The organism is Paenibacillus sp. YN15, from assembly GCF_003285005.1.
GTDB lineage: Bacteria > Bacillota > Bacilli > Paenibacillales > NBRC-103111 > Paenibacillus_AR.
Map to the genome: position 1 here is coordinate 1 of NZ_QMFA01000075.1, position 11,563 is coordinate 11,563.

At 44.0% G+C, this 11,563-nt stretch carries 16 protein-coding genes; 8 read left to right on the plus strand and 8 right to left on the minus strand.

Going from position 1 to position 11,563, the window contains the following annotated elements:
• Nucleotides 1-248: 248 nt before the first annotated feature.
• Nucleotides 249-539: a hypothetical protein gene (locus tag DQG13_RS29840; RefSeq protein ID WP_220094470.1), complete on the minus strand. Its 291-nt coding sequence runs from the start codon at nt 537-539 to the stop codon at nt 249-251.
• 202 nt (nt 540-741) lie between these two features.
• Here DQG13_RS29840 and DQG13_RS29845 point away from each other — a divergent pair, with 202 nt between their 5' ends.
• Nucleotides 742-1,215: a MerR family transcriptional regulator gene (locus tag DQG13_RS29845; protein WP_113023848.1), complete on the plus strand. Its 474-nt coding sequence runs from the start codon at nt 742-744 to the stop codon at nt 1,213-1,215.
• Entirely contained in the window at nt 1,199-1,645 is a 447-nt protein-coding gene (locus tag DQG13_RS29850) for a hypothetical protein (RefSeq protein WP_181593097.1), read from the plus strand. Before DQG13_RS29845 ends, DQG13_RS29850 begins: the two co-directional genes overlap by 17 nt.
• Nucleotides 1,646-1,687: 42 nt before the next feature.
• Here DQG13_RS29850 and DQG13_RS29855 read toward each other — a convergent pair whose 3' ends face one another.
• Nucleotides 1,688-2,104, minus strand: a complete 417-nt coding sequence (locus DQG13_RS29855) for a MarR family winged helix-turn-helix transcriptional regulator (RefSeq protein ID WP_113023849.1) — start codon at nt 2,102-2,104, stop codon at nt 1,688-1,690.
• Between the two features lie 111 nt (nt 2,105-2,215).
• Between DQG13_RS29855 and DQG13_RS29860 the strand changes: the two genes are divergently transcribed.
• The 4 genes from DQG13_RS29860 to DQG13_RS29875 all read left to right on the plus strand — a co-directional run bounded on the left by DQG13_RS29860 (nt 2,216) and on the right by DQG13_RS29875 (nt 6,731).
• On the plus strand, nt 2,216-3,691 hold the full coding sequence (locus DQG13_RS29860; protein WP_113023850.1) for an MDR family MFS transporter: 1,476 nt from the start codon (nt 2,216-2,218) through the stop codon (nt 3,689-3,691).
• 177 nt (nt 3,692-3,868) lie between these two features.
• The gene (locus DQG13_RS29865) at nt 3,869-4,087 is read left to right on the plus strand and encodes a hypothetical protein (RefSeq protein ID WP_113023851.1); all 219 of its coding nucleotides are present in this window, start codon (nt 3,869-3,871) and stop codon (nt 4,085-4,087) included.
• Between the two features lie 112 nt (nt 4,088-4,199).
• Nucleotides 4,200-5,666 (plus strand): radical SAM/SPASM domain-containing protein, encoded by a 1,467-nt coding sequence (locus tag DQG13_RS29870; protein WP_181593098.1) that lies wholly within the window; start codon nt 4,200-4,202, stop codon nt 5,664-5,666.
• 9 nt (nt 5,667-5,675) lie between these two features.
• Complete coding sequence (locus tag DQG13_RS29875; RefSeq protein WP_113023853.1) at nt 5,676-6,731, plus strand: hypothetical protein; 1,056 nt, start codon at nt 5,676-5,678, stop codon at nt 6,729-6,731.
• Between the two features lie 724 nt (nt 6,732-7,455).
• On the opposite strand, the gene DQG13_RS29880 is transcribed toward DQG13_RS29875, so the two are convergent.
• A complete protein-coding gene (locus tag DQG13_RS29880; protein ID WP_113023854.1) occupies nt 7,456-7,800 on the minus strand; it encodes a helix-turn-helix domain-containing protein in 345 nt (114 codons plus the stop codon).
• Nucleotides 7,801-7,968: 168 nt separating this feature from the next.
• Here DQG13_RS29880 and DQG13_RS29885 point away from each other — a divergent pair, with 168 nt between their 5' ends.
• Together DQG13_RS29885 and DQG13_RS29890 are read left to right on the plus strand one after the other, a co-directional pair.
• Nucleotides 7,969-8,259: a hypothetical protein gene (locus DQG13_RS29885; protein ID WP_113023855.1), complete on the plus strand. Its 291-nt coding sequence runs from the start codon at nt 7,969-7,971 to the stop codon at nt 8,257-8,259.
• Nucleotides 8,260-8,397: 138 nt separating this feature from the next.
• Nucleotides 8,398-9,375: a phosphotransferase enzyme family protein gene (locus DQG13_RS29890; RefSeq protein ID WP_113023856.1), complete on the plus strand. Its 978-nt coding sequence runs from the start codon at nt 8,398-8,400 to the stop codon at nt 9,373-9,375.
• Between the two features lie 153 nt (nt 9,376-9,528).
• Here DQG13_RS29890 and DQG13_RS29895 read toward each other — a convergent pair whose 3' ends face one another.
• The 5 genes from DQG13_RS29895 to DQG13_RS29905 all read right to left on the minus strand — a co-directional run bounded on the left by DQG13_RS29895 (nt 9,529) and on the right by DQG13_RS29905 (nt 11,391).
• On the minus strand, nt 9,529-9,636 hold the full coding sequence (locus tag DQG13_RS29895) for a type II toxin-antitoxin system PemK/MazF family toxin (protein WP_309472262.1): 108 nt from the start codon (nt 9,634-9,636) through the stop codon (nt 9,529-9,531).
• Entirely contained in the window at nt 9,633-9,830 is a 198-nt protein-coding gene (locus tag DQG13_RS29900; RefSeq protein ID WP_113023857.1) for a DUF2281 domain-containing protein, read from the minus strand. Before DQG13_RS29900 ends, DQG13_RS29895 begins: the two co-directional genes overlap by 4 nt.
• 329 nt (nt 9,831-10,159) lie before the next feature.
• Nucleotides 10,160-10,294: a putative holin-like toxin gene (locus DQG13_RS31980; protein ID WP_220094471.1), complete on the minus strand. Its 135-nt coding sequence runs from the start codon at nt 10,292-10,294 to the stop codon at nt 10,160-10,162.
• Nucleotides 10,295-10,622: 328 nt separating this feature from the next.
• A complete protein-coding gene (locus tag DQG13_RS31085; protein WP_181593099.1) occupies nt 10,623-10,778 on the minus strand; it encodes a putative holin-like toxin in 156 nt (51 codons plus the stop codon).
• 130 nt (nt 10,779-10,908) lie between these two features.
• Complete coding sequence (locus DQG13_RS29905) at nt 10,909-11,391, minus strand: DinB family protein (protein WP_113023858.1); 483 nt, start codon at nt 11,389-11,391, stop codon at nt 10,909-10,911.
• Between the last annotated feature and the right edge of the window lie 172 nt (nt 11,392-11,563).

An 11,563-nucleotide genomic window follows, 5' to 3' on the forward strand; every position in this document is an offset into this window, starting at 1 on the left:
ATTCTATGAACATTTGGAGAAGGATTTCTGCTTCCTTTCTCATGTAAGGTTTGATGCATCGCTAGTGCCTTATTTCACAAAAAATGAACGCGCACGGCCAGATATGAAGAAATAGCGTGGCTCATATTCGTTACATTTTTAAACCGGTTGCTTTTTCGGAAATAAGCATTGTGATATTCGTTAGAGCTCCAGCATGATATCCCGGAGTGTATCTGTACCCCCCTGCCCCCCACAGCGCGCAAAATCCATTAGAATTTCGAATCCAGCAGCTGGTAAGTCCGGTACCTCACCTTTCCGCTTGCAACCTCCAGTATTTGTTTGCTTGCCAGATCACGGAGAACAAGCCTGGTGTGCTGTTCCGTAAGCCGCAGATGGGCTGACAGCTCCTTCGGTGTAAAGGGGCGCATCAGTCTCCGGGCATAACGCAGGGTTTCCGCTTCAGACCAGCTTAGTTCGGATGGGACCTCTATGGACAAAAATTTGCCGACAAAGGAAAGGATCAATTGCTTGCATACCCCGGGATCTTCCCGGATGGACAAGTAGGCAACCGGCAAAAAACACCAATTATCAAGGGCAAGCAAAATGGGGGCATTTTTCCGCTCTACAAAAATGATCAAGAGCTGACGCGGCAGATTTGGAGAAACGTGGCGTGAGGGTTGTGCGCATTTTTCAGAAGCGGGGACCCATGCCTGTAAAAAGCTCCCTTGACATTGGAGCGCACTCCAATGTTATTCTTGTTTCATGGAGAAAAACTATTCGATCCAAGAGGTTTCACGGATGCTTCAGATTCCGAAGGATACGCTCCGGTACTATGACCGGATCGGGCTTGTTTCGCCGTCACGCCGGGAAAACCGGTACCGCAGGTATTCCAAAACTGATGTCGTCGATTTAATGAATATTCAAATGATGCAGGTTGCGGGCTTTACCCTGGAGGAAATGAAGGGAAAGTTCAATTTCAGGAGGATGGAGGATATTGATCCCACTTATTGCGGGGAGGCAGCTTCGTTTCTCGATGCCAAACAGGCAGAAATAAGAAGGAAGATTGAGCATCTGGAGCAGATCAGCCAACTGCTCGGTAAGGCAGCCGAAACATTGCGGAATTTCAATCCGGAAAGCGACCGGCGGCTGGCGGAAATGGTACGGGAGATTTACCGGAGCATGCGTGGCCATGATCCGGTAATGGGAGAGGAGGGATGCAATGCGCATCAGGATTAAGAATCCGTATTATTTCATTGCCGGCGTCCTTGCCGTGCTGTTTGCGGCAACACATGCATGGAACGGGCAAGCTGCTGTGCTGCCCAAGCTGGATATTGAGGCGGTATCCGTGGAGACTCAAACCGTATTCACGTATGTATGGCATATCATCACCGTTGAAAATCTGGTTTTTGGCATAACTTTCATGATCTTGTCCATTCAAAACGATCCGTTAAAGGGCAGGCTGGCCGCTTTAATGATCGTGTCCGTTCTGTTTGTGCGGCTGATTGTCATTCTTGGGGCAACCGCCATTCTGGATGCTTCGTCTCTTGGAAGCACGTTCACCGATTCCATCGCTATCATCATTTATATAGCCCTTATTATTCTGGGGATAAGACTGAAAGGCAGACCGCGGGGAGGCCGCCCTCCGCAATCCGGGAAGGCGTTGTGAACGGAAGCAAGACAGCGGCAGGCCGGCCGAATTGCCGCGGTATTATTCCGCCAGCTTGCGGTTCAGCTTGGACAGCATTTCCGTAAACATCCGGCACTCCGCGGCAGACCAATCCTCAAAAAGCTGCCCGTACCGCCTAAGACGGATTTCCCGTGCTTGCTCCAGAGTCTGCCGGCCCAGTTCGGTGATCCGGAAGTTGCTGGCTCTTCCGTCGCACTGGTCGGGAACCCGTTCAATATAGCTTTTTGCTTCCAGGGCAGCCGTTTGCCTGCTGATCGTGGAGGAGTCCAGGCCCAGCTGCTCGGCCAAGGCCTTCACGCCAAGCTGGGAACAGCCCGCCAGATGGCAGAGCAGCGTATAGGAGGAGCGGTCCAACCCTCCAAGCTTCTTGTCTAAAGCAGAGCGGCGGATGAGCGTCATCAGTTCGATATTCAGGGAATTCAGATTTTTTTCGTCCATGGTGTATTCCGTCCTTAGGGGGTACATTGGATTGACATCTCTAATAATAGATGTATAATACACATAAGTCAAATAGGTGTATCATACACATATATTAAAGGAGAACATGGAGTGGAAAACCAAACTGCGAGACGATCTTCATTCGGGCTGATTATTTTAGCCATATTCTTCGGCAATTTTATGGCTATTCTGAGCACAACGACAATCAATGTGGCATTCCCGATTTTCTTGAAAGACTTCCATGCGGAGATCAGCACCGTCCAGTGGATGATTACCGGCTACTTGCTGGCTACCGGGGTCGTGGCGCCGGTTGTCGGTTACTTTGGGGACAAATGGAGCTATAAGGTTCTGTACGTAGTCGCCTTATCCGGGTTTACGCTGTTCTCCGGGCTGTGCGCCATTGCCTGGTCCATCCATTCCCTGATTGCCTTCCGCATCACACAGGCTGTATTCGGCGGCCTCATCATTCCTACCACCATGACTATGATCTACCAGTTCATTGAGAGGGAAAAACAAGCCTTTGCCATGAGCTTATGGAGTTTGGCGTCCATGCTGGCTCCCGCCTTTGGCCCTACCCTGGGAGGGTGGCTGACCGGCTATTTTGGCTGGGAATCCCTGTTCCTGATCAATCTGCCCGTGGGCCTGATTGCCGTGGCGGTAGCGTTGAAATGCCTGCCTTACCAGCGGCAGAAAAGCAAGACCCAATCTTTTGACACGATGGGCTTTATCACCGTGATTCTGAGCAGCACTCTGATTATCCTCACGTTCAACAAAGGCAGCGCCTGGGGCTGGACCTCATGGAAGACGTTGTCCCTGTTAATTATCGGTGGGGCGACGCTGTTCTACTTCATCCGCCGCGAGCTGTCTTTGGAGGAACCGCTGCTGAATCTGAGGGTGTTTCAACAGCGGCGCTTTACCTACAGCCTCATCCTGAACTGCATCATTACCATCGCATTATACTCGGGCACCTTCCTGATTCCGGTGTTTCTGCAGGACATTCAGCAGGCTACGCCGCTGGATACGGCGCTGGTGCTGCTCCCAGGTTCGATTATTATGGCCGTGATGTCCCCGGTGGTGGGCAAATTATATTCGTGGGTCGGCCCCTTCTGGCTGATTCTCGGAGGAATCCTGGTGCTGGGAGTGTCTACTTGGGAGCTAAGCAATGTGTCCATGGCAAGCAGCCATATCTATGTATCCGTCATGATGGCGCTGCGCAGCATCGGCATTGTACTGTCCTATATGCCTGTCACCAACGCCGGAATGTCCGCCGTTCCCAAGGCAATCACCGGTCACGCCTCCTCCGTCACCAATTGGGTGCGCCAAGCCACCGGGGCCCTGTCCATTGCCCTCTTCAGCTCCGTGCTAAGCTTCCGTTCTCTGGCGCATCAGAAGACATTGGCCGGCGGCGCGGCAGAAACGGTGAACGGACATGTGAAAGCCCAAGCCATGGCCATGAGCGTGCAGGACATTTTCCTGCTGGCCACCGTAATCGGCTTGGCTGCGATTCCTCTGACCTTTATGTTGAGGTCGGGGAAAAAACGGAATGAGGAACCGGTTTGTATGGTGGAGAGAGAGGTTGATGTGTAATTGGTATCTGGAGAATGTTCAACCTTGCTTTAGGGATATTTGGTACGTTGACCGTAGGGTCAACGTTTTTTTATCTTATTGGTGTCATCCAAATGGAAATATAAGATAGAGAAATTGATTTTAATGTTTATTAAAACAAAATTAGTAAATAATTTGGATAGAAAGGAGGTTGATTTAATGGATAATGATAAAATAAAAATGTATCAGCGCGCAATGGAATCAGTCAAGAAACTTTCAGATGATGAAAAAGATAATGTTTTAAAATCCATCACTAGCCTCAAGTCGCTAACTCTAGACGAGCTGTATTTACTGTCGTCAAAAGCTGTAGCGGCCGCTTGTGATAATTGTGGCACTTGTTGTACAGAGAATGAGATTGGAATTGATGGTGGCTATTAGTAAAAATAGACCTCAAATTTAACATAATATTTAAATTTGAGGTCTACCAGTTATTCGGCAAAACTATAAGGGCATGAGTAATGAGAAAATTTTATTGAGGGGATATATAAAAATGAGGTTTGTTCATAAAGACGTGCAAATATTAAATCGCTCGGTTCGGATTATCATAGACAGGCAGAAAGACAGTTTCTATATATATGATCCAGACACTGCATTATTCGCAGAATTAAAAGAACAAGTTGGTAAGGATATCTTAAATGAAAAATTTACTTCTTCTGTAGAAGAGGTCCTAATTACCTTTTTGACCCTTGAAGAAAAAAACAAAAAGATGAGTTTAAATCTTACGACTGATGCAAGTAGCATTTTAGCTATCTCATTAGGAACCAGGACAGACTGTAATATGTCATGTACATACTGCTATAACAATAATCATTTCGAAAAAAACGGGAGAAAAGATATTTTTCAAATGGACCATCATATTGCGATGAACGTCATTGAATCCGCATTATGTTTATTACATGACAATGATGTTTTGTCTGTACAATTCATTGGTGGAGAGCCGTTGTTGGATTTTGAGTCAGTAAAAAAAATTATTATTGAAACAGAAGCAAGAGCATTGAGCATAAACCGCAGTGTGCGGTTTTCAATAAACACGAATGGAACTCTGCTGGACAAAAAAAAGGCAGTTTTTCTTAATGAACATAAGGTAAGTATTTACATTAGTATTGATGGCTCTAAAGAACAACATGATAAACATAGAATATTTAAGGACGGTTCTGGCAGTTATATGTTAATTGCTAGGAAACTAAAAGAATTCTTGGAAACATACGACGGGACAGTGCGTACTTGCAGGATTACAGCCTCTTCAAAAAACTTTGACTTTATTGAAGCAGTAAAAAGTTGCATAGAATTGGGTTTTAACAATATCGCAACAGGTATTCCTTTCTCCAATATTTTACAAAGTGTTGAGATGGAGGAGGGGGAAACCATTGTAAATGAATTGTTAATTGGTATAAAAAAATTAAGACAATATTGTATTGAACAATACAAAATGGGGGCTGCATTTAGATTAGGAATATTTCATAATACAATGTTTCACCTGTACGCATATAGGCCTCAAATGATCACTTGTGGAGCAATTCGGCGTTATGTAGCCGTTTCACCAAATGGAGAAATTGTCCCATGCCATCGATATTTAGGAACGACTGATAAGACTAAAATAATCGGTAATATTGATAACATTGGAACATCCAATCCTCTTAATATTGAACAAAGAAATTCCTTCATTATGGATCAAGGCTTTGATGATTTTGGGGATGTAGAATGCAGCAAATGTTGGGTAAAACGATTATGCGGAGGAATGTGTTACGAAGTAGGAGAAGAAATGAAAGACAATGATCAACTCAAACATTTAATTTGTAAATTTAAAAAGGGATTGATTGCAGAAGTAATGGAAATGTATGTAGAAATTCAGGAAATACCTGAGTTATTTAATTATGTTATGACAATGAATTCTAATCTGAGATCAGATGAGACAGCCCAAAATTCTTTCGCCGAAAAAATGAGAAGATTGAAATGAGGGAAATGAATGACGTACAGCTTTATTAACAAGAAGAATCTACTGATTTCTGAAACTGAGCAACGAACCAATTCAATAATTATGCAATTGGATAAAAGGTGGGAGGAAGAGGAGGTTCAATTACTTAAAGAGCTAGTCACCTACACTATAAACAAGTATAATGGTTCGGCGTATATTATAGGTTTTCCAACACTTTTCCCAATGATAAAAAAAGATGATTATGCAATGTTTCAAGAGCAGTTAATTTTGGCTGGATTATGTATGACAATTCATGAATTTAAAAACGATTATAAGACCTATTATAAAGAAGAAAGATTGCGGCATTTAGAGAGGCGACTTTATGAAGAATTACAAAATAATATATTATGCCTGGCAAAAGACTCCGAAACCCAGCATCAGTTTAACTTGATTCTGCAGATGGGGTATAGTAAGCACTCTGAATTCTACGAAAACGAATTTTTAATATCTCAGCTATCTAAGTGTCTTTTTGCAGGGCCCTCAAATAATTTCTCTTATTACACAACTATGAGTTTAGGTAAATTTGAATTAATGGCAGCAATTTCGGAAATTCTAATTATTAAATATGACTATGAAAATTATGACATGTTAAAAAAAATTATATTAGATATATTAATATCCACGCAAATTCTTGATGATTTACTAGATTTAAGTGAGGATTTGCAAAGTGATGATTACAATGTTTTTACAGGTGTATTTAGAGATCTACTAGAAGAGGAATGTTATCAATATCCAATTTGGAATAAATACATAAAAATTCCCCATTTTCAGGTTATTAATATTTTGATCAATATTATAAAGAACGAAGAGATGATCAATAGAGTATATTGCCAAATAAAATATTTGCTTGAAAGTGTTAAGCTTAGATTATTTCATAATATAGGTCTTCTAAGAAATGAACAGGGGAAGCATGAGTTTGCTTTCGAATTTTCGAGGAAGATTTGGATTTCTATTGAGAATGTCTATTCTGAATATCCCGGGTACATACCAAGCATTTTAAATTATTTAGCATTTTACAATCTCGAAAGATATATTCCTGATACCTGAGTCACGAAATTGGGCGGATCTGGGGTTTATTGATTATTTGCGTAGCCATAGCTATAGTGCTCTTGAAGCGATTGTTTCCAAGGCTGGTGGAAAACTTGTGGAAGCAGAAAATCCATGGGGGGGATACATCGCATCGGTATTTAAACGCCTTTAGGAGGACAATGGTTGCATCTATGGACAGATGGTGATTCTATGGCATCCGGCAGGAAAGGACGAGAACCTCAGTCTTTGGAAAGAAACGCTCTCCCGCGGGGAGCACTTGCTTGATCCGGAGAAGGGGCATCTCCACGGGTGTAACTGCGGCTTTCGCCTGCGAGTAATGGCAGGATTTTTCTAAACACTCATGGCATCACCTCCCTTCCGGGAGATTAGCCGTCCGCCCTTGTCGCTATATAGTTGCATGACGATTATACCAGATTTTTCAAGAGTCGCATATGTTGAATATCTGGCTCAAAATAAATGCCTCACTCTACAGCTTCACTTCTTTCCTCCGGTCTTTCCATTCATCGATTTCCCGCGGGTCTACGCCTAAGATTTCGCAAATATGCAGCGCGATATTAACGGTCGGAGAGTTCGCTCAATTTCATATCAAAGGAACACCTCGGACAATTTGTCTCATTATATTCTGTACACATTATACTTCCTTACATAAAAAGAACAAGCGTTTCGAGAGCGCTTGTTCTTTTATTTTTCTGGAAAATATGGATGTTCACAAGTTTGGCTTCTACTTCCGCTGATTCTTCAACACTTCAGCTACAATATTCTTCACCATCTCAATCGAGTGGGAATCCTGATCAATCAGCAAGGAGATGATTTCTTTAATTGTTGTTTCATTAGCCGTTAATTGCTCGTACTGGTAAGAGTACATAAAGAATTGATGAACGCCTACGCCTAAACCATCTGCAATTTTCTCCAGATTTAACAGAGATATGTTCTTTTCTGCCCGTTCAACACCACCGATGTAGGAAAAGGTAAACCCGCACTTTTCCGCTAAAGCGGTTTGGGACAGGCCGCGGGCTTTTCGAATTTCACGGATTCGCTTTCCTACATTAACCAGGATTTCAGACATATGCCTACACCTCATGTTGAGTGTAGTTGCAACGAAGTCATTACGAAATACACTAATAATAGTCATTAATTTATATTTTGATACTTATAATAGTCAAATGTATAATCAATTATGTATTCTCAAGAAAAATATTGACCTTGATAACACGGGGAAGAAGGAGTGAACCACATGCCAGAACCTTGGCCGGAATGGGTGAGGCCTGCCTTTGATTTGCGTTTTTTAGAACGGGCGTTAGAGGCATCCAATCTGGAAGAGATCAATGAGCTTGTCCAACATCAGCAATGCTTGTCTGCTGAACTGAAGCTTCAATTAACATTAGAACAGTACCGGCAGATTCTTAACTGGGAAGAGAATATCAACTTCCGTTGTACACTGGAGAAGGAATGGTTGTATTTCGCCGGGCTTAGGGATAGCCTTACTTTCTGGAAGCATTTGCTGAGCAATTTTCCTGATGAATGAGGCAGTTGCCGAAACATGGAGGAGGTTCAGTTTTACTATAAACAAACTCTCCCTGTAGCAGTTAGTTGTTCTCTTGTAAACTAAAGGGTACAAGGAACGCGAATGTAACCTAAGCTTAAAAGGAGAGATGTTACCTACATGCTGAAGCTGAAGTATCTTTTTGATAACAGGGATTTGGCGGAAATGCTATTGAAGAATTGGCAGTATGAGGACATCGGAATGTTTAAGCATTACCGTGTATCCTCCAACGCAATCTATCCGTTCAAACGGGAAGGGACGACTCATTTTCTGCGGTTTGCTCCCGAGGAAGAGAAATGGAAGCCGAATCTTTTGGCGGAGTTAGAGTTTATTGATTATCTGCGTAGCCATGGCTATGGCGTTTTGGAGGCGGTTGTATCCAAGCAGGGTGAAAAACTTGTGGAAGCGGAGACTCCATGGGGAGGATACATTGCATCGGTATTTAAACGTGTTCCGGGTATGCAGATGGATCGTACCGATTTTTCAGATGAGATTATTTTCAGTTACGGTAAGGCACTGGGGAAGCTCCACCGTCTGTCCAGCCAATATACGCCGGAGCACCACAGAAGATGGTCGTATAGTGATGTTTTGGATTGGATTCAGGACGTGTTAGCCCAATTTCCCGGAGAAGCAGCTGCATTGGCGGAAACGGCATTATTGCGGGATTATTTCGCCTCGATCCCCAAGCCACAGGATGCATATGGCCTCATCCATTATGATTTTGAATACGATAATGTTTTTTATGACGATGAAACCAAGATCTGCCATGTCATTGATTTCGATGATGCCATGTACCATTGGTATGCCATGGATATGGAGCAGGCGCTGGATAGCTTGCGGGAGAACATCCCTTCGGAGGCTTTTGAACAGAAGAAGCAATGCTTTGTGGATGGATACCGCACTGAATATGAGCTATCGGGTGATGCTGAGACTTTACTGCCGGCATGCAGGCGTTTTGCCCGTTTATACGGGTATGCTCGGACTTTGCGCTCAGCTGCCGAGAAGTGGGAGCATGAACCGGATTGGCTTGTGAATTTGAGAGGGAGATTGCTTGAAAGTGTGGAGGAATGCTCAATTTTGTTTGGCAAAGTGCTATAGTAGAGTAAAAATAAATAGACAAAAGGAGCTGGCCCAGACTTTGGTTGTGAATGGGTGGCTCCCTTTTATTTTGAAAAGATTATTCTTGATGTCGTTTATTGTATAAGTTTTGGTAATCAAGTTGGAGGTAATCGCGGCAACAACAAGATCAGATTAGGATAAGTTATATTTTGTATTGGACAAGACGAGAACAGGACGTTGTTTTGTGGTGGACAAGTCACTGAATGGAAGTGGAATTAATACGATATCTCCTTGGTTTATACATTATTCCAGGCCTCATCATCTATGGGATTGTTCCAGAACTTCATGCTGGTCATACTTGCCTCTTCCAGGTTTTTTAGTGCTTCATGTTCTCTTTTTGCGTTCAAATAACCAATAAAGTCAGCAACAACAATTGCATCCTGTTCAGGAATTTGGTCAATGATGCGTTTTAATTCTTCACGGTTAACACTCACGAAATCACGACCTCTCGACTCTGATTCATTCATTATATCATATGAAGTTCCAATGGTTGGTCTTGGAAAGGAACGTTCTTCCGCGGGGAATGGTGCTTGCCCAACCCGGAGAAGAAGCGTTTCCGGGGCACAACTGCAGCCTTCGTCCGTAAGTACGGCAGGATTTTTCTAAAACATTTTCTCACTGTATTCTGTTTGTGTTATACTGTGGGTAGAATGATAAAGAGGAGCTGCGCGAACAGCCCCTCAGTAGCAACTACCGCTTCAAAGGCGGTTAAGCTTTATGGGTTAAGCCGGAGAAATAGGCCGTGTCCCCTGTCAAGGGCGGCCTATTTCTTTTTGTTCATGATATGCACGACCAACGTTGCGAAAGCAATCATTAGTACGAGAGTTTCATAAACACTCATGGCATCACCTCCCTTCCGGGAGATTAGCCGTCCGCCCTTGTCGCTATATAGTTGCATGATGATTATACCAGATTTTTCAAAAGGCGCATACTGCGGTTCTTTTTTGTTTTGAGGAGAGGCTTACGNTGATTATACCAGATTTTTCAAAAGGCGCATACTGCGGTTCTTTTTTGTTTTGAGGAGAGGCTTACGTTATTTTCTCCTGTAAATATGGCGGGATTTTTCTAAAACATTTTCTCACCGCATTCTGTTTGTGCTATACTGTGGGTAGAATGATAAAGAGGAGCTGCGTCAACAGCCCCTCAGTGTGCAGCAACCGCTTGAAAGGCGGTCGGCCTCAGTGTTTGGTCAAGTGAAATAGACCGCGACCTTTGGCGAGGGCGGTCTATTTCTTGTTTCGGTGGAAGACTTCAATGACTCGGATGACCAGCGTCAACAGGGCAAGCATCAACCCGGCAAAACTAATCATCAGCGTCAAAGCATCCTTTACCTCCACGGCATCACCTAAGGGCTTTCGTGAGAAAGCCAGCTTCGTAAGCATAGAGGATAGCCGACCGCCCTGCAAGCCTGCACATGACCAATTATACCAAATTTTGATAGAGCCGCCTATAGGGGCTTTTTTCCTTTTGCAAAACAATAAAAGAGGGGAACGCAGCCCCCTCTTTTGTCGTTCAATACAAATCAAACATGCCTACGTCGTAGCTTTGCATCTTCAGATAGGTGAAGAGCTGGCCGCGATGGTGCTGGGCGTGGGTGACGATTTCGATGAGCCACTTGGCTTGGGCCGTTCCGTGGTCCAGGTAGAAGGGGACGGTTTTCCTGTGCAAAAAATCCTCCTCCGACAAAGCGGCCATGTACTGCCGCAGCGGCTCCAAACCTTCGGCCATGCTGGCTCCCAGTTGAGCAAAATCCGTCTCCGCAAAGCGGCCTTCCAGTTGACGGACCTCCTCGGCGGAATGCTCCTGCAGGATCAGCAAATCCACTTTGGGAATGGCGGCAAGATGCTCGGCCAGCTCCCGCAAGGTTCGCATATTGGGCTGCGGACGAAACTCCAGATCCTCCCGCTTCACTTTGGCCAAAAGATTGGTTGTGGTTCGGACGATAAGCTCCAATTCCTCAAACAACATGTGCTGCAGCTCTTGAACGGCTGTCATTTGGATACACTCCCATTCGGTTAACGTTTCCAGCATACTCACTGCTGGCCTCAACACTTACTATAAACTATAATAGTGACAGTTCTTGTCATGATTATAAAAAGAGCTTCCTCGCTGTTAGCAGTTAATGCGCCTGTCAATACTGGGTAATATAAACCAGTACACGAGAGGT